Source organism: Flavobacterium sp. FlaQc-52 (assembly GCF_044007495.1).
GTDB lineage: Bacteria > Bacteroidota > Bacteroidia > Flavobacteriales > Flavobacteriaceae > Flavobacterium > Flavobacterium cupriresistens.
The window spans coordinates 433,182-451,341 of record NZ_JBIPCV010000001.1 but is presented as its reverse complement, the minus strand read 5'-3'; the positions used below and the strand labels follow the sequence as shown (position 1 = coordinate 451,341).

Sequence of the window (18,160 nt, the reverse complement as noted above, 5' to 3'; positions counted from 1 at the left end):
ATAGTCTGCATTGAAGGCAGTACGCTATTGAACAGTAATTATTTTTTTTTGATTTGAACAATCTAAGAGGAAGATTGCTATAAATCAGCAAGGAAAATTTCAGTGTCTGAAATGTTATAAAGCGGAAAAACCGAAAGTTCTTCGGTTTTTCCGCTTTTAGCATTGTTCTGCTTTCTTCTTTTTCATTCGGGAGCGAATCTGATAAAGGTTTTTTTTCATCAAACTGAAAATAGCTTTATGATGTTTTGAATTGTGATTCCTCAAACCACGGCACTGTGCTATTTCCATTTTAGAAAGAGAAACCTCTATAGTTTCGATTGGTTTGTTGTCAATGCGTGCAGAGAAGAGCAGGGAATCTATCTTTTTGAAATACTCATTGGTAAAAACACAGTGTCTCAGGCTGTCGCCTTCGGTCATAAATTCAGAAACATTCTCCAATACTGAAATAGTAATTCCTGCCCCTGAAAAGCATAACCCGAAAAACTGTTTTTTCTCCTCAGCATACAGACCTTGCGCTTTTTCTATTTCCGCACGCATTTTCACAAGATATTTTTTTCTCAGCAACTGCTGTTTTTTCTCCACCAATCTGTCATGCTCCAAGTGTAAATCAGCAGGACAGACGAGCAGGGCGGAGGTTATGTCTTTTTTAAACCAACGCAAAAGTTCGATATAATCCTCCCAAATTCCAAAATCGGAAACTGTATAATTCTTTTTAAGACATATTTTTACGGCCTGCCAGTTGCGCAGGACATGCTGATGGGGAGATTCAAGGTAATAGCGGAGCCATGAAATCTGCCTAGTTTTCAGCAGAGTTTCAGCACAGTGGTCTTTTAATAATGATGAAAGCAACACCTGAGGTGCTACCTCATAAAAACTTGTCTTAAAGCCATTTCGTTTCAATACGGGAAGCACTTTCAAGCGTGGATAAAACCTGTAGGGGTTGATTCGGTACTTGGGAGAGTTCTGAAAATCCTTTGGGCGGATTTCAAGGGGCGAATAGTACTGCCATGCATCGTATGCGTGCGAAAAAACATTTGTACTGCGTGACATGGTGCGCACTTCGCCTTTTGGGTTTATCCAATGCTGCATCACTTCGGTATGGGAATAGGAGGGCAGACAGTTCTTCTTCATCTGTTTGGTCGAACAAATGATGCGCACTATTTGAAAATCCGAAAGACAAGTTACTACTGCGCTGTATTCTATTTCCTTGAAATGCACTTGATTGCAACCGTGCATTTTAAGTTTTCCTTTACAGGCTAAGCAAGCCGTAAATTTCGCAGACTGTTTTTCGGATTCGGGTTTCCAAGCGTTTCCACAGTCCAGACAGTGAAATTTTCCACGTGATAAAACGCCCCATTTCAGAAAAATGGTCTTTTCTGCCCATGAGTGTATTTCGGGGGTAATGGGCGCAAGGGATTCGCTTAATGCGACTATCTGTTTTTCTATGGCGGTATGCGGTTTCATAAGTCAAAAAGTGTTAAGGTTTGCTGTACGGGTTTCGCTGTATGCAACACTACAGTTTCAGGTCTTGCGACCTGCGGAGTCATTTCAGGAGTAGAGCTGAATAAATCAGCCTTTACAGGCTGATTTACCACCACTTTACAGTTGATTGGTGCAGGCGCACCAATACTGTCATCGTTATAATATTTGAGTGCCATATCAAAGATTTCCTGATTGTCAAAGGCGCACAATCCTGTTTTTTTGACCTCGCCAAAAATGTAACTGCAACAGCTCTCGATGTTTTTGGTTTCTTTGGCAAGGCTTTGGGCAAAGGCTGAATCGCCCTGCGCAGTTGTATTGAGATAATTCTCTATAGCAGTTTTAAAGTCTTCAGATGGTTTCATGATGGAAAAAGTTTGATTAATAGCTATTGTTCAAAGACATCTCTGTAAATGCCGTAGCAGTACTCCTCAAAGCAGAGCCAGCATAAAAAAGTATAGTGGGGCAGTTTATAGCGGTTGGCTACAGGCTCTCCGAATGCTTCTTCCAAGTCCTCTTTGATGCCTTCCAAATCTTCAATGTGTTTGATGTAAAAAGCTTTGCAGTCGTTGTGGTAGATAAATTCCCCTATCATACCGCTGATACAGCCCCCTTTCTGTAAGTCTTCGAGGAAAGACTTCAACTGCTGTTTTTTCTTTCCGTTATAGCTATCCAAATGGCTTAAAATGATTTCGTTGAATACATGGCTTACATCGTAGTCCGTATACTTGTTTTTGTCTAAGGCTTTCATAATGTGATTTTTTGGCGTTTATAAATACAATCCTAGTATCTGCCTTAGAAAGGCAGGTCATCGGGATCGTCTGAGGAATTTTGTTTTTTAGGTGCAGAAACTGCGCTCGCAGATGTGTCCTCTTTTTTGGCAAAAGCCAAAATCTTAAGGCTGTTGATGTGAAAGGTTAAAGACCCCATAGCCGAGCCGTCGTGACCGATATAAGTACTCAGCCCCACACGCCCGAAGAGCTGAACTAGCGCCCCTTTTTTAAGCCATTCGGCAAGTTTGGCATTGAGCCAATACGAGCAGTCGATAAAAGTTGTAATCTGTTTGTACTCGGTGCTTCCTTTGGGTTTGTAGCTATCATTGATGGCAATGGAGAAGTTAACGACCTGTTTTTTATTTCCCACTTTACGGGCTAATGCATCTTTTGTAATACGTCCTGTGATTTCCATGATTTTAAATTTTAGCGTTACTGTTATTTAAAATTTCTTTCTCCCTGCACTCCCAAAAATTGTTTTCAAAAGAAAAAACGGGAAAAAAGAAAGCAAGAATCAAGTGACCGGTTATGAGGATGCGGAGTGCTATAAGTCCCGAAGGGTGGCAAGCGAAAGCGGCGCCATTATGCGCATGCAGCATACGGCGGGCACTATCTTGGCTGCCTTTTTATGCCGTTTCGAATGAAAATGAATACTTATCTATTTGCTGATTTTTAAAGTTTTATGCAGTTGGTTTTACTACAACAAATGTGGCAGGACTTGAATTCTCATCTTTAGGGTACTGGCTGGATTCGTTATTAGGATGGGTTATGGTCAGCTAGCTATATGGGAGTTATTTTGAAAGAGAATTGATTGTAATCTTTAAGTAAATTTTTTAGATATGCTCTGAATACTGCTGAAGTCCAATATTAGCGAGGTTTTATAGGTTTGTTTGTGTGGTAATATTACGGTTAACCGTAAAAAAAATACGATTTTTTAAAAAAATATTACACTTTTTGTGTTTTGAATATCAAAATTTATTAAATTTGTACCATAACCTACAATAAAAAAACAGAAAATGTACACTGAAATATTAAGAATCATAGAAGGAGGATTGTCGAAAGACTCTAGCAAAGTTTATAGTTATGCTAAGCTTCTTGCTGATAAAGTCATGAAAGACGGTGATGAAAAGATGTCAAAAATGATTTTAAAAGTAATCGAGAAAAAAGAGCCCAGTGTGGCTGTGACTATGGATGAGTTATTGACTGTGCCTGTAGATCATGAAAGCAGAATGAGTATTGTTGATATTGAGATTCCAAATAAAAACGCCAGTCCAATTGTGCTGCCCCCATTGATGCACAATAAAATTTTGGATTTTATAAGTGCAGTTAAGCATCAGAATAAGTTAATTGGACACGGAATCGAAACTTCTAATACTTTGTTGTTGTATGGTATGCCTGGAGGCGGAAAGACAACTCTTGCGAGATATATTTCTCAGCAGACAGGCCTGCCTTTAGTTATTGCAAGATTTGATGCAATTGTATCTTCTCTACTTGGGAATACCGGAAAAAATATCAGAAAAATATTTGATTTTGCTGATAATAAACCCTGTATTTTGTTTTTAGATGAATTTGATGCAATTGCAAAAGCACGAGACGACCAGCATGAACTTGGTGAGTTAAAAAGGGTAATAAATAGTTTATTACAGAATATTGATAGTTTTTCATCAAGTAACATACTTATTGCGGCAACAAATCATCCTGAATTATTAGATAAAGCGATTTGGAGAAGATTTAATCATGTAATAGAGGTCGGAATGCCAAAGGAAAATGAAATCAGTGAATTATTAAAAGAGTTTGTAAACGATTTTAAAACTGATTTTTTTGATGATAAAAAGAAATACGACAGACTAATAAAATTATTGGAGGGTAAATCCCCATCAGATATAAAAACAATAGTTAATAATTCAAAGTCACAGGTTATTATTCATGAGAAAGAGGTACTAACTTATGATGAGCTACTTTTTGAAATTTTTGAATTTAATAATCACGGATCTTTTTCTTATGACAAAATGATTGAATTTTTAAATGATAATGGTATTTCACAAACAGCAATTGCAGATAAAATGAATGTTTCATTAAGACAGGTAAGAAATTATCTAAATAAATAATTAAGATATGGCAACCGAAAGAAATTTACCAATTAAGTTTTTCCAGAAAAGAGAAAAAGATGAATCCGGAACTGAAGGTGCCGGAGGAGGTCCTATGCCTAAATGGGTAAATAAGGACAACATCGCTGGAAAATCTATAATTTTTAGAGAGAAATTGATTGAGGTTGACCAGCTTTTGAAACGAAAAGTAAGTTCGGATAATTATACTCCAACTGTTTTAAGACTTAAAGTCAACGAAGACGCACTTGCCAAGAGATTTCGTAAAGAAATAGCTTTGATCTTCAATGTGGATAAAAAACTTAATTTAATAGGTTTCAATTCAGAAAGTGAATTACTGGTTAAAGTGGACAATGCACGTGATGTTAAGAAGATGATCGATAATTTTGCAAAAGCAGATCAGAATTTTATTTCAGATTCAATTATAATGGGTATCGATGCTATTGAGAATATTGAAGTTTATCATCCATTAATTAATGTTAATCCAAATACCGAATCTAAGATAAAAGTTAAGCTGTTTAATTATGGAGACAGTGAATTAAATAGAATTCTTATCCAGAACTTTGAATCTTTCTGCCAAAACAATGATATTGATGCAGAACAAACTGTTTATTCTGCAGACCTCAACATATATAGTATCGCTTCTATTACTGAAGATGCTCTTGATTTGCTGCAGGATTTCGATGGAATACAAATGATAACAGAAATGCCTACTTATGACATTACTTTTGATGAAATGATCGGTGAAGACGAAATTCCCATAAAATATCCAAAAGCTGGAAAAGAATATCCGATAGTAGGGATACTGGATTCGGGTGTGGCAAACATTCCGCATTTCGAGCCATGGTTGGAGAATGACCGCAGCACTTATTTTATTGATGATGTTATTAATAAGGGGCATGGAACTTTTGTTGCAGGCGTACTGTTGTATGGAGATGATTTCCAGGGTAATAAATATACCGGTCTTGAAGGGTGCAAAATTTATGAGGCTATCGTTATTGCAGATAAAAACAAACAGGCTATTTCTGAAGATGAGCTCATTGAAAACATCAGGGATGCGGTAAGCAGAAATAATCATATAAAAATTTGGAATCTCTCACTTGGTACTGCTACAGAAGCAGATTTATATGAGTTTTCAGATTTTGGAAAAGCATTGGATGAAATTCAGGATCACAACGATGTGCTGATTTGCAAATCGGCAGGAAATTGTGAAAATTTTAAATTCAAAGCACCAAAATCAAGAATCGCTAATTCAGCTGATACGGTTAGAGGGCTGGTAGTGGGATCGATTTCACATGATCAGAATGCAACGGATCAGGTAGGAAAGCATAATCCTTCGCCTTTTTCCAGAAAAGGTCCCGGGCCTTCCTATACGATAAAGCCTGATCTTACTCATATTGGAGGAAATGCAGGTTTGAATTCTAGAAATACTGCAATTTACAATACTGTTAAGTCATTTTCGACCTCTGGAGGGGTAGCTCATAATGTCGGTACAAGTTTTTCGACACCGCGTATTACAGCTATTGCTGCGGGTTTAAATTTTAAGCTAAACGAAGTGTTTAGCCCAACGCTGCTTAAGGGCTTAATCATACATTCTGCGAAATATCCAGATGAGATGAAGATGGAGCTTGCGGAAAAATTAAATCATGCCGGATTTGGTCTGCCTACCAATATTGATGATATCTTGTATAATGAACCAAATGAGATTACATTAATTCTGCAGGATAACTTAGAAAAGGGAAGCTTTATTGATATTTTGGATTTTCCATTTCCTCAGAGTATGATTGATGAGGATGGATATTATTATGGAGAAGTTACAGTTACGCTGGTAACTTCTCCAATTCTCGAAGTTTCACAAGGAGTAGAATACTGCCAAAGTAATATAGATGTTATGTTTGGCAGTTATGATACTAAAGTAGCCAGGGACATTACCCAGAAAACGATTAAAAACCCAATTGGAGCAGATAATCGACAAAATCTTTTGGCGCCTAATCTTTATTCACGAAAAACGCATAAATCTGTAACGGATAAATTTTCAACAGAGCGTATGCTTATTTCTTACGGAAATAAATTTCAGCCGGTCAAAAAGTGGTGCGTTAATTTTGATGATTTCACTCCTGCCAATAAAGAGCATTATTTAAAAGGCCCTAAAAACTGGTATTTAAAACTCGAAGGTTTGTTCAGACATTATACCGAGGCGAAGGCAGAAGCTCAGAATTTTACACCTAGTCAGGAATTTTGCTGCATAATAACAATAAAAGACACAAAGAAGCGCGGTAATATTTATAATGAAGTTACTCAGCTATTGAATAGTTTTAGCTTTATCCATGGCAATGTTAAAATTAGACAAGAAGTTGAAGTGAGAGTTGATAATAAAAATTAATAAAATGAGATAATTGATAAACATAAAAAAACCCAATCAGAACTTGGCGGTGCGGATTGGGTTAGGGAATAAGTTTGTTCGACTTCTATATAGAGGCTTATCACCTCTGTATCCCTGCATTTGTTGTGTAAAACTAAGTTGTTTTTTTATCAAAAACAAAATTTTAACAACAAAAGTCTGGTTCTTCCACCTCTTGGAAGTTCTTAAAGTCTTTAGAGGAAATTTTATATAAATAATAAAACACAAGTACAATGGAAAACTCCAATAATAAAAGCGGTCATGTAGAACCAAATAAGCATGAGGATAAAAACTCAGGCTCTGTCCTTAAATATGTAATTGAAGGAAAAGACTATTTCACAAAAGACCAGTATAAGACCGGTAAGGAATTAAAAGCAGAAGCAGGTATTCCTCTTGAAACAGAACTTTACCTGTCCATACGCAAGCCTTACAGTGATGAATTAATTGATAACGATACGAAGGTCAATCTTGCCAGACCAGAAACAGAGTATTTTTTTGTGAAGAAGAAATTGCATTTCACCATAAACAAAATACCCTTTATTTGGTATAAGCAATTTATCAATGGTGCCAAGATTAGGGAATTAGGCAATATTGATCCCAATGACGATTTGTATCTCGACATCAAAGAAGGCTATGAAGATGATTTTATTACTGATGATGAGATTGTAGATCTTGCGCGCCCTGGTGAGGAACATTTTTTTTCCAAGCCAGCAAAGGCTGATTTCATAATTATTGTAAATGCAGCTCCAAAAGAATGGAAAAAAAGAACCATATCCTTTCAGGAAGTTGTTGTGCTGGCATTTGGATTGTATGATGATAATCCAAATAAGGGATACACGGTTACTTACAGTAGAGGTCATGATCCTAAACCAGAGGGAACGATGGTTAAGAATTCGGTGGTTAGGGTTAAACATAAAATGATTTTCGATGTCACAGCAACTGATAAGTCATAGTGTAGATCTGAAGCGTCTTAGAGACGAAGGATATGAAATTGAAGTAAATGGTGGATTTTTATTAGTCCACCATATACCTTATTTGAATGATAAGAGGGAACATCTTTTAGGAATATTGGTAAGTACATTGACCTTAAAGAACAATGAGACTACTGGCGTGCCTGATAATCATGTGATTTACTTCATTGGTGAGAACCCATGTAATGAAGACGGCTCCCTAATAACGGCTATTCAGCACAGTAACGTTGATGCAACGCTCCGTGATGGAATAACGGTGAATCGTTCTTTTTCTAATAAGCCTGCCGCAGGTTATCCTAATTACTATGAGAAGGTAAAACGTTATGCGGATATTATTTCGGCGCCAGCTAAATTTTTAAACCCCTCGCTTACCGAGAAGACATTTAAAGTTATAACTGATCATGATAATCAGGGTGTATTTCATTATTTGGATACTAATTCAAGCAGAGCAAATATAGATATGCTTAATAATACATTCTCTAACCAAAAGATAGCCATTATTGGTTTAGGCGGTACCGGAGCGTATATTTTAGATTTGGTAGCCAAAACACCAGTAGCCGAAGTGCATATCTATGATGGTGACAGTTTTGATCAGCATAATGCTTTCCGCTCGCCTGGTGCAAGCTCCATTGAAGATCTTCGTGCAAATTTGAAGAAGGCAGAGTTTTATGGTACAACCTATTCTAAAATGCACAGGAGAATAATTTCTCACCCTTACTGTAAAACTCAGTGATATTGACCACTGTTTTCCAATTTAAAGTGACCACTTCGTTTCGGTTTAAAGTGACCATCTAATTTCGGTGCAAAGTGAGCACCTAAAAAACTACTTTTTTTCGTGTGTTAATTATTGTTTCAAATATAAATAAATAATTATTCCTTGATTATGCTTTTTTTCTTTCTCATTGATTCCCCATGCAGCTCAACCCTGTGGGCTTGATGTATTAATCTGTCCAGGATTGCATCTGCTATGGTTTTCTCGCCTATTATGTCATACCATCCCTGAACGGGGATCTGCGAGGTTACAATAATAGAACCATTGTTGTGCCTGTCCTCGATGATCTCTAAAAGTGTGATTCTGTTCTGGCTGTCCAATGCCTGGAGTCCAAAGTCATCTAGTATGATAACATCCTGCCTTTGTATTTTCATCAGTTCTCTCAGGTATGTGCCATCTGCCTTGGCCATTTTCAGCTTTGCAAATAATTTTGCAGTATTAAAATAACTTACTTTATACCCTTCGATACAGGCCTGATAACCAAGTGCTGTTCCTAAAAAACTTTTACCAACCCCTGTGCTTCCTGTGATTAGTATATTTTCATTCTTTTCTACAAAACTGCATTCTGCAAGCCGGAGTATAAGATTTCTGTCAATGTTCCGGGACTGGTCAAAATTGATGCTTTCAATATTTGATTTGTAATGGAAGCGTGCATTGGCAATACTGCGTTCAATACGCCTGTTGTGGCGTTCATCCCATTCGGCATCTATTATCATTGACATAAACTGGTCAATGGTATAATGATCGGTTTTACCGCTTTCGATAGCTGTCATGAAGGCGTTATGCATTCCATGAAGCTTCATCTGTTTCATTTTTGCTACAGTAGATTCATTCATTGTAAATTGATTTTAGTTATAATAATTTTTTCCTCTGATATTGCCGTGGTCGGGAAGATCCTGATCTTCTTCCTTTTCGTGTTCCATGGGTATCTTATCCAGACTGTTTTCTAAGATGTTCTGTATGGTTTTAAAATTATAAATCTTAAAATCCAGAGCACGTTTGCAGGCATTTGCTAATCTTTCTGCACCTACTTTCTTATCAAAAGACAATATGCCTAAACAGCTTTTATAGGCCTGTTCGGGGTGGTTCCTGCTTTCTATTATCTGCATGATATATTCTCCTACTGCCGGATCAATACTATTGGCCCAGTCAATAAACCTTAAGGCATTCCACTGTGCTACAAACTGATGTGTGCTTGCCATATGTTCGGGATTTGTGGTATAGATATAGGGCTTGGGATTTCTGATATGAGTGGCTATACGGTTGTATTTGAAGTATATTTCAACAGTAGAGCTTGTGTAGAGCAGCTTTACTTTTTTCTTTAAATATTGATAGGGCACGCTGTAGTAGTTTTTATCCTGGCTTAACTGGACGTGCCCATTCTGCATTACTGTTGCCAGAGACTGGTATTTAATCTCAAAGCGTTCCAGAGGAAGAGGCTGCAGTTCATGTCTTTCATCTTCCATAAAGAGTTCAAAACGAGAGTATGGTCTTCCGGTAAGTTTCTTGTTGTTATGTGCATCGAGCAGATTCCATATTTCCTGGTTCAGTTCTTCTATGCTGAAGTATTTAGAGTCTTTCAGATTTGCATAAATTCTTCTGTAAAGTATCTTAACCGCACCCTCAACTAAAGATTTGTCTCTGGGTCTGTATGCTCTTGCAGGCAGAATAGTAGTTTCATAATGTTCAGCTAAATCAGCCAGAGTTTCATTAATGGTGGGTTCGAAGCGGCTGGTTCTGACTACGGCAGATTTTAAGTTGTCAGGCACAATTGCGGCAGGTGTTCCTTGAAAAAAACGCATTGCATTTTCTACCGAAGCTACAAAATCTTCCTTCTGCTGGCTCATTGAAGCTTCTGCGTAAGTATACTGGCTGGCACCGAGTATGGCAACAAAAAACTGTACTTCCTGAACCTCGGATGTGCTTTTGTCTATGATTGAAAGCGTCTTTCCAGCATAGTCAACATACATTTTATCGCCAGCCTTGTGATTCATATGCATCACAGGGTTTACCTTGTTGCTCCAGTCTCGGAAGCGATGCCTGAACTGTGTTACTCTAAGACCGTCAGGATGGGTTTCAATATATCTTTCCCACATAGTCTGTATGGTGATGCCTACCTTTTTTAATTCACGTTCCATCTGAGGAAAATAAGCATACAGATCTTCGATTCTTGAGGAAATAACTTCTGTTGGACCCTGAGAAAACAGTTCGTCTAATTAGGTGTCAGTTTTCTTGTTTACGGTTTCCAGGCTTAATCCAAGAACTTCAAATAAAGAGATATATTTTTTTACAGTATTTCTGGATAAAGATAAATATCGGCTTATAAACAGCTTGCTTTTGCCGTTGCAGTGCAACTTAATGACTTTTCTAATTTTGTTCATGTCTAGTTTGTTATTTGCCATAGTCTGTAGTTTTTATACAGATCCATGGTTTAACAACATGAAAAGAAGTAGTGTTTGGTGGTCAATTTAAACCGAGACAAGGTGGTCAGTTTAAATTGAAAAGTGGTGGTCAGTTTGATCCGAAAGCGGTGGTCACTTTATATTGAAAAAGCGTGGTCAATTTGACCGTTTTTTCCAGCCTTGTCCCATTCGCTGGAATACACGCATCTTCCGCCAGCAGACTGCATTGCCATTCGGAAACCTCCAATGCCTGCAAATAGGTCTATAAAGGTAAAAGAGGTTTTCTCAGATGACGAAAAGGGAAAAGACTTTACCTCAATTGATTGTTTTGGTAAGGCATTATTTTTACCAGCGGAATTAGAGTATATCATATCTGCATTTTTTTCAACACTTCGTTGTCAATTATGAATTAGACGATGATTCAAACTTATTTTGTTTTATGGCTCAAACGATATGATGTCTTTAATTGTCTCTAATTTCCGCCATTTGGCGGCAATAGAGTTCGACCGCAAGAATTGCAGTAAATTTAATGGTAAATTTGAAAATAATGTATTGGATATTCTGCGGGCATCCTAAAGGAATAATTATTATAACCTGTTAAATGCAGCAAGCACTGCCGATACCTCGAGCAGAGAAATTTCTGTAGGCTGTTTAGTTAGACGAACTGCTTTGCAGGCAGCCGATGCCGCTCATTTGTTCTGGAAATTTTATTAACGCAGCTGACAGCGTAAAAAAGAACGAGAGCCAATTTATTTTTTTTATTTTTATTATTTTTATTGAATTGGCTGCACAAAGCATTTGAGCATAAGGGTTTCAACGAAAGTTAAAAATCATCAATCAGATCTAGTATGATAATTTTTTTTTTAGTTAATTTTTTGCGATATGAAAACACCGGAAGAATTATATAGAGAGCTTCAATTAATGAGTCTGGGTTCAATGAGGAACTACACATGCATTCTTCTCACTGATACCTCCAACTATAAAGTTCATGGGACAGGTGTGTTTATACAGATTCAAGAGCATTATTTTCTTGTATCAGCCGCTCATGTTTTTGACAGGTACAGGGATTTATTTATTTTCTTATCGGAAGATTATGAAACGATCAGGCCAGGCGGGACAACTTTTTATATTGGTCCTGCAAATAGGGAGAGAGATGGAGTAGATGTGGCGGTCTTGAAACTCAATGATAATTGCGTCCAGCATATTTTAAGAAGATACAGTTTTGTCCAGGCAGATGATCTTGCAATCAACCACACATTCAAAGACGGGGAGTGCTACACTTTTCTTGGTTACCCTGCAACAAAGTCTAAAGTTTTGTACAAGACCGATATTTTTGATGCCACCACGTTTTTTCATTTTACTTCGCCGGCGAAACTCGACCAGTATTCTAATTTAAATCGAAATCCGGCAGTTAATGTAGTTGCCCACTATAATAAAAAATCTGCGTATAACAGCAGGAATGGTACCTTTGGAACTGGACCAGACCTTCACGGAATCAGCGGGTGCGGCTTGTGGTATACGGATCCTTCGCATTTGATTTCGGGAACTGTAAAGCCAAAATTAACTGCAATAATGACCGATTGGCCTGTCAAAAACCGATCTGTGATTATCGGGACCCGCATTGATGTTATAACCGGAATCATAAAGAAATATCTTGACGTCGATTTTCCCGAATCTTCGGTTGTAAGGGTACATTAAAATGTGGTGTAAAATATTGATTTTAGCAAAAATCTTTAGATTGATTGGCTCTCCAGAAATAAGAGAAATTGAGATATCAGGTAATTCTACCTGCGTTTTTTTCTGTTTTATTTTAATAAATTTGGCTGGCTGCATATTTTATTCTGCGCCGTCTAAACTTAAATAATGCTTTAATTATAATTTATAATAATGAAAGACTACTTTCAAAATGATGTGCCCATACTGCTAAAGCTGTCAGAGCATAAAGAACTGCTGGACGGCTTTCCCGGTGAAAGCGGAGATTCGCAGTTTGATGCGAGACTGATATATAACCAGAGAAGACCTGAAGAGGCGCAGCTGATTATTTATTATAAGCCCTCTGATCATCTGTACGAGAAATTCAGAGCACTTGCAGAAGCAGGAACCAGCATCCTGGACTTGGTAAATCCTGCATTATCGCCATATAAATGGGTGAACCCGGAGTTTTTTGAGTTTTCTGAAAGCTCTCTGATAGATTTTCATGGAACTAATTATTTCGATCATGACAAGAAATCCGTCATACTGGTTATTCGAAATTTCTGTCTTTTCCAGAATGGAAGGTATGCCGCTGACGCAAGATTCAGCCTGGCAGACAATGCCATTTCCCATCTCACAGGATATATCCAGTACGGCCAGCTTGGAACTTATGATTCAGATGACAAATTCATTGAACGGAACCATAACAGATGGACCAGGTTTGGTCCTGTCGAATTTATGCTTTCATTAAGCCATTCCTATAAACAGGGCGAACCAAAAAAGGATTTTGTAATAACCAGAGATGCACAGCTGGCTCTAAGGGATGACAGCGAAAAAGTTAAAGATCTGGAGCTGCTTTCCCTCGGAGAAGACTTATGCTTGCTGATGTCCCTGTACTGGGAGAAGAACATTGATTTTTTCAATGCCCTGCTCAGGGTGAATGATAGGGATAATTTTGGCACCAGAGAAGTCTTTAAGCTTTCCGGCGAAAACTTTGATTCCTCGCAGGAATTTCATTTGAAGGACAAATATCAGAATATTTACGATTTTGCAGATTCGGTAAATTTTGAGAAATTCCAAACTTTCAGGGAGCTTATACAGGAGGCTGTTCCCAGACTCGTAAGGATAAAGCACCTTGATGATATTTCAGCTTTCATGGTCCTTTACAACATCGTTGAAAAGTTCAGAAACTATTTCTTAAATGAGCCCTTGGACGGCAGTGCTTTCACTGTCAAGGAAGAATATGCTTTTACAGGATCAGAAAGCTCTATTAATAAGTTCATAAAAAAGAAGATAAAAGAAATCGGTGAAATAGTCGCGGACGCAGATAAACAGGAATTTGATTCTAAAGCTTTTGAGAAAGTATCCTTTATTAAAAAGACCGGCCTTATCGATCAGTTTGAGGGTTTTATAAAATATCTCCATCTGGATCCGGACGATTATGATGTGGAATTTGGCCAGCTTATTAAAGTCAGGAACCTGATTTATCATGGAAATCCGCCCGACAGGGATTTATCGCTCTGTAATAAGGAGCTTAAAGCGCTTGTCTATGATATCATACTTGCCATTATTGCCTGATACTTTTTAGCATTCCGCTTGTGATGCCTTGGGAGCTTATTTTAAATATCGGAGCAGCCAAAATGGACGGGAAAACGATTATTGACCATCAAAACCATTCGCCTGCGCTTTATGTCAGCAGAAAAAGAGACAATTATTGGTTAATTGTCTCTTTAATAAATGTCTAGATTTTTCAGCGAAAGAATATCGCCTAGTATGTTGTTATTTAGTTCCTTGCAACTGAGAATACCGGAAGGCTTTCAATCTGTATGGTCTGCGTTGGATATGCAAGCTCAATTCCTTTTTCTGTAAAGGCACTGAAAATTTCAAGATAGACGGCCTGCTGGGCGTCCATATAGAAATTGTAATCCGGGTCATCGACGTAGTAGACGAATTCAAAGTTAAGGCTGAAATCTCCAAAACCTGAAAAATGCCCCCTGTCATAGCTCAGTTTATCTTTCGAGGCTATTATTTCTCCAACAATACCGGGAATGTCCCTAAGCTGTCTGTTAGTGGTCTGGTAGGTGACACGGATTGCGAAAACAATCCTTCTTCTTTCCATCCGCTTGAAGTTGCGCAGCCTGGAGTTGGTCAGGTCTGTATTGGAACAGACAAGCTGTTCTCCGTTCAGGGTTCTGATTCGGGTGGTCTTAATCCCGATATATTCGATAACGCCGCTGTCTGTGCCCACCGTTACAAAATCTCCGATTTCAAATGGACGGTCAAAGAAGATGACAAAATAGCTGAAGAGATCTCCAAGCACGGTCTGTGCCGCAAGCGCGATAGCGATACCTCCGACACCCAGACCCGCTACAATGGTTGTCACATTGTAGCCCATATTATCAATCAGAAATACGGCGCCTAATAGCCAGATGATGATATTGACTATGGCGATAAGCCCGCCTGCCTGCTTTTCTTTGCTTTCGCTGTCCTGGTCGCGTTTGATAAAGGACAGCACGAATTTTTTGAAAGCGGCAATTATTATTTTGATTACAAAAAAAGTGATGGCAATCATATATGCCGTATGAAGAATATTTTTTGCCCTTAGGCCCAAGGCCAAAGTCTGCAGGGCAAAATAAACGGTGCTTATGTACAGCAGGGGAAGAATGTTCTTCTCAATGACTTCCATTGCGAATTCATCCCAGGATGTGGCGGTTGCAGCTGCCCATTTTTTGAGCCGCTTGAAAATGTACACTTTGAATATTTTTATAATCGCGAAAAGGACAATTATAATTATCAGTGCTGTGAGCCATTTATATATTGTGTTTCCCCAAAGTGGGGTGCTTAAAATCTCATTCATGATCTTTGATTTAATTGTGTTAAAGAAATGGATATATGCATGCAGTGCGCAGCGTAGTTATCTGTCTTGGCAGAAACTGCTCCAAATCGAAATCCAGCAGATATTTCTGCTATTGGATCCTGTATCCGATGCAGATTACAGTTTCGTCAGCATTTACAGCATCTGCATCTGTTTTGTAAAGTACGGTGCCCGACTCGGGCGCTCTGAGAGTTTTTTTCCTGTTGCCGAAAATATCGGTCAGATAGCCTATCTTCTGGCTTTCTTTGATTTTATCCTCTGGCTTAATGGAGCTGCAGAATATGCCCTGAAATGGAACCTTTATACAGGCCTTTCTGTTATACCTGGATTTCTTTGTGCGGGAAGGCTTTGTTGTGCCATTATTGTAGATTTCCAATTTTGCCATAATCCTGTAAAGCGCTTCTTCATCCGATGGCTGGCTGGAGGATCCCTGTTTTTCATATCCGCCTAATGTCATGCTCAATGAGGGAATTCCCAGCCTGACCGCCTGCTTCACGGCGCATTTTGAAGGCTCTCCTGATGAGAGCGGGTACGGATGGCTCAGGATGGTGCCGAGTCCGCTTGCTTCGCTCAGGCGGTACGCCAGCATTGTCTGCTGCATGAATTCCGCATTGTCGTAGTAGCACATAAAAGCTATCGGATCACTGCCGGAATAGCAGCCGTTCAGCTCCAGAAATACATCAGTTGCATCAAAGACATCAGTCGAAATAAAATCGGCGATCAATTCTGCCGCGGTTCTCTTGGCGCTGCCCGGAAAAGCATCGGAAAGATGGGACATTCGGATGTTGTCGGATTGGGAGCTGCGGCCGCTGTAGCGCTGTACATCAGCGTCGGGAATTATAATGAGGTTTCCCTTGAGCTTTTCAGGCATTATCTCACGGCGAAGCTGCAGCAGGGAAGCGGCGGCGGAAAATCCGCCTTCGCGGATTCCGGCGGCTAGGGTAAGGGTTGGACCTTTTTCACGCCCCCTGATTAGGGTCACGGGAAGATCAGCCCAGACCGAATCCGAGGATTTCAAACAGATGACCGTATCGGTTGTGGAAGCATCCTGTTTTTCGAGGTATCTCTTAAGCGCGTTTTTTTGTGACTGGGCGCTATGGACTGCCAAAAGCGATATAAAAGAAAGAATTAAATTTTTCATTGCATTAAATAATCGATGATTATTCCGGCTGAATACAGAATAGCCATACTGATTTGCAGACCGTCGGCGGGTCTGGTTTTAATTGGTTTAAACAGGTTTTCAGCTGTATTGGAAAGCGCAGCGGGAGTGCGGGCTGCCATAGTTTTACAGGGCATTTCAGACTCTTGAAGCCGAATGCTAAATAATGGGCTTTTCTCGTAAGCCGGCACTTTTTATATATGGTCTTGCAGCTGGATAGGTCGCTGTTTTACAGGCTGGCAATCGCAGGTGGCAGCAGAGAACATAAAAAACGGCCTTCTTTTACGATGTGATGAGCGTACTATCGATAGTTAAGCCAGCGAATCGGTAAATTTGAAACTGAATTTTGAGTCTAAAAGAAATGGAGTCTGTAGAGGGAGTTTTTTGAAGCGTCTGCAAATGCAGTGTTCAGCTTAAAATAGGCGGTGCTTTTGCTGTGAGGGAGCGATAGCGCTTCATCAGTAAATTTTTCTGATAGCGATTTTAATAGCGCAGGGGTTTTATGCTTTTCTTTTTTGTCCTGGGAAGAAGCGCTTATGCGGATTTTCTTTTTGCTATGGGGCGCATCTACGGCGCACTGGTGGGCTTTCCTGCCTGAAATATTCTGCATCTCGGCGCAATCGGCAAGCACGGAAGAGACGCTGTGGATTTCAACGCCGTAAAGCATTCGCATGGCAAGGAGCGCCATTATCAATATGCCTTTAAAATGCTTCATGCGTAAGGGGAAATGCTGATTTAATTGTTTGTTCCGGCCAAATATAACGCATTTTAAAGAAAATCAGCCGGCATAAAAACAAATATAGCAAAGATTTAACTTCGTCCATTTGTGCAGTAATGCCTATCCAATATTTAAATGCAGTGTCCGCAGCAGAGTGCAAAAATAATGCTGCGGACCGATAAAGGAAAATGCTTTTTCGTCCTTTTTCTATTCTATGGCTAAAATGGCGCGCTCTTCGGGTTTGCTTGACCACTGCACCTGCCAGACACGGCCGTCAAGCTGGTCCAGCAGAATGAAATTGTATATATTGGTGGTGGGGCTGAGGACAAATCTGCTGTTTTTTTCCTGATCGGGTGCGGCGAGCGCCTTGAGCGAAAGGGGAGACTCGAACCTGTTTTTTCCAGTGTCCCACTGGACCTGCCACATCTGTCCGTTTCGGGTGTTGAGTTTGATATAGGTCCACATATTGTTTGTGCTGTAAAGCCTGTATGCAGCATCGATGCAGGGAAATGCATTTGTGCCGGAAGAAGGCTGGTTCTGGGCGGATGCGCTTATAGCCATTGCGAAGAACAGAAGAGAAAATAAAGTTGTTTTCATAATTTTCAGATTAGTTAATCAGCGGTAAATTAATGTTTTATAAAAAAAAAACAAATAACGTGCCGAAATTTGAGTGATCTCCAAATGCAAGAGGCTCAGGTGCGCTTTACGGTCTGAGCCGATAATTAGCGGCAGTATCTGGCCTGGGGCGAGAAATGCTAAGAAAAAAAATGGTAAATTCGCCTTGCACTGCAGCATTCACTAGTGTATAAACTT

At 39.2% G+C, this 18,160-nt stretch carries 18 protein-coding genes; 6 read left to right on the top strand and 12 right to left on the bottom strand.

The window, feature by feature from the left end; translation table 11 throughout:
• Positions 1 to 156 precede the first annotated feature (156 nt).
• From ACHRV5_RS02040 to ACHRV5_RS02025, 4 genes are read right to left on the bottom strand one after another with little or no spacing between them, the layout of a single operon-like run.
• Complete coding sequence (locus ACHRV5_RS02040) at positions 157 to 1,464, bottom strand: PcfJ domain-containing protein (protein WP_008463765.1); 1,308 nt, start codon at positions 1,462 to 1,464, stop codon at positions 157 to 159.
• Positions 1,461 to 1,844, bottom strand: a complete 384-nt coding sequence (locus ACHRV5_RS02035) for a PcfK-like family protein (RefSeq protein ID WP_395425568.1) — start codon at positions 1,842 to 1,844, stop codon at positions 1,461 to 1,463. The genes ACHRV5_RS02040 and ACHRV5_RS02035 overlap by 4 nt, the downstream gene beginning before the upstream one ends.
• Before the next feature lie 23 nt (positions 1,845 to 1,867).
• Positions 1,868 to 2,230: a hypothetical protein gene (locus ACHRV5_RS02030; RefSeq protein WP_395425567.1), complete on the bottom strand. Its 363-nt coding sequence runs from the start codon at positions 2,228 to 2,230 to the stop codon at positions 1,868 to 1,870.
• 44 nt (positions 2,231 to 2,274) lie between these two features.
• Positions 2,275 to 2,667 (bottom strand): single-stranded DNA-binding protein, encoded by a 393-nt coding sequence (locus ACHRV5_RS02025; RefSeq protein WP_041515717.1) that lies wholly within the window; start codon positions 2,665 to 2,667, stop codon positions 2,275 to 2,277.
• Between the two features lie 601 nt (positions 2,668 to 3,268).
• Here ACHRV5_RS02025 and ACHRV5_RS02020 point away from each other — a divergent pair.
• The 4 genes from ACHRV5_RS02020 (at position 3,269) to ACHRV5_RS02005 (ending at position 8,462) form a co-directional block, all read left to right on the top strand.
• Positions 3,269 to 4,360 (top strand): AAA family ATPase, encoded by a 1,092-nt coding sequence (locus ACHRV5_RS02020; RefSeq protein ID WP_008463771.1) that lies wholly within the window; start codon positions 3,269 to 3,271, stop codon positions 4,358 to 4,360.
• A 7-nt stretch (positions 4,361 to 4,367) separates the two neighbouring features.
• Positions 4,368 to 6,740: a S8 family peptidase gene (locus ACHRV5_RS02015; protein WP_041515718.1), complete on the top strand. Its 2,373-nt coding sequence runs from the start codon at positions 4,368 to 4,370 to the stop codon at positions 6,738 to 6,740.
• Positions 6,741 to 6,991: 251 nt separating this feature from the next.
• Positions 6,992 to 7,711 (top strand): multiubiquitin domain-containing protein, encoded by a 720-nt coding sequence (locus tag ACHRV5_RS02010; RefSeq protein WP_008463773.1) that lies wholly within the window; start codon positions 6,992 to 6,994, stop codon positions 7,709 to 7,711.
• Complete coding sequence (locus ACHRV5_RS02005; RefSeq protein WP_395425566.1) at positions 7,686 to 8,462, top strand: ThiF family adenylyltransferase; 777 nt, start codon at positions 7,686 to 7,688, stop codon at positions 8,460 to 8,462. The genes ACHRV5_RS02010 and ACHRV5_RS02005 overlap by 26 nt, the downstream gene beginning before the upstream one ends.
• A 137-nt stretch (positions 8,463 to 8,599) precedes the next feature.
• Here the strand turns inward: ACHRV5_RS02005 and istB are convergent, their stop codons facing one another.
• From istB to ACHRV5_RS01990, 3 genes are all read right to left on the bottom strand, one after another.
• Positions 8,600 to 9,337, bottom strand: a complete 738-nt coding sequence (gene istB / locus ACHRV5_RS02000) for an IS21-like element helper ATPase IstB (protein WP_041515719.1) — start codon at positions 9,335 to 9,337, stop codon at positions 8,600 to 8,602.
• A 12-nt stretch (positions 9,338 to 9,349) separates the two neighbouring features.
• Positions 9,350 to 10,669: an IS21 family transposase gene (gene istA, locus ACHRV5_RS01995; protein WP_395425834.1), complete on the bottom strand. Its 1,320-nt coding sequence runs from the start codon at positions 10,667 to 10,669 to the stop codon at positions 9,350 to 9,352.
• A 371-nt stretch (positions 10,670 to 11,040) separates the two neighbouring features.
• A complete protein-coding gene (locus tag ACHRV5_RS01990; RefSeq protein WP_395425565.1) occupies positions 11,041 to 11,274 on the bottom strand; it encodes a DNA cytosine methyltransferase in 234 nt (77 codons plus the stop codon).
• 511 nt (positions 11,275 to 11,785) lie between these two features.
• Between ACHRV5_RS01990 and ACHRV5_RS01985 the strand changes: the two genes are divergently transcribed.
• A complete protein-coding gene (locus ACHRV5_RS01985) occupies positions 11,786 to 12,601 on the top strand; it encodes a hypothetical protein (protein ID WP_129022522.1) in 816 nt (271 codons plus the stop codon).
• Positions 12,602 to 12,790: 189 nt separating this feature from the next.
• Positions 12,791 to 14,173 (top strand): hypothetical protein, encoded by a 1,383-nt coding sequence (locus ACHRV5_RS01980; RefSeq protein WP_395425564.1) that lies wholly within the window; start codon positions 12,791 to 12,793, stop codon positions 14,171 to 14,173.
• 205 nt (positions 14,174 to 14,378) lie between these two features.
• On the opposite strand, the gene ACHRV5_RS01975 is transcribed toward ACHRV5_RS01980, so the two are convergent.
• The 5 genes from ACHRV5_RS01975 to ACHRV5_RS01955 all read right to left on the bottom strand — a co-directional run bounded on the left by ACHRV5_RS01975 (position 14,379) and on the right by ACHRV5_RS01955 (position 17,944).
• A complete protein-coding gene (locus ACHRV5_RS01975) occupies positions 14,379 to 15,452 on the bottom strand; it encodes a mechanosensitive ion channel family protein (RefSeq protein ID WP_395425563.1) in 1,074 nt (357 codons plus the stop codon).
• Positions 15,453 to 15,561: 109 nt separating this feature from the next.
• The gene (locus ACHRV5_RS01970; RefSeq protein WP_395425562.1) at positions 15,562 to 16,611 is read right to left on the bottom strand and encodes a succinylglutamate desuccinylase/aspartoacylase family protein; all 1,050 of its coding nucleotides are present in this window, start codon (positions 16,609 to 16,611) and stop codon (positions 15,562 to 15,564) included.
• Positions 16,608 to 16,751, bottom strand: coding sequence for a hypothetical protein (locus ACHRV5_RS01965; RefSeq protein WP_395425561.1), 144 nt, complete (start codon positions 16,749 to 16,751; stop codon positions 16,608 to 16,610). Before ACHRV5_RS01965 ends, ACHRV5_RS01970 begins: the two co-directional genes overlap by 4 nt.
• Positions 16,752 to 16,981: 230 nt before the next feature.
• Positions 16,982 to 17,344 (bottom strand): hypothetical protein, encoded by a 363-nt coding sequence (locus ACHRV5_RS01960; protein WP_129022518.1) that lies wholly within the window; start codon positions 17,342 to 17,344, stop codon positions 16,982 to 16,984.
• Positions 17,345 to 17,554: 210 nt separating this feature from the next.
• Positions 17,555 to 17,944 carry a hypothetical protein gene (locus tag ACHRV5_RS01955; RefSeq protein ID WP_129022517.1) on the bottom strand — a complete coding sequence of 130 codons (390 nt, stop codon included), beginning with the start codon at positions 17,942 to 17,944 and terminating at the stop codon, positions 17,555 to 17,557.
• Between the last annotated feature and the right edge of the window lie 216 nt (positions 17,945 to 18,160).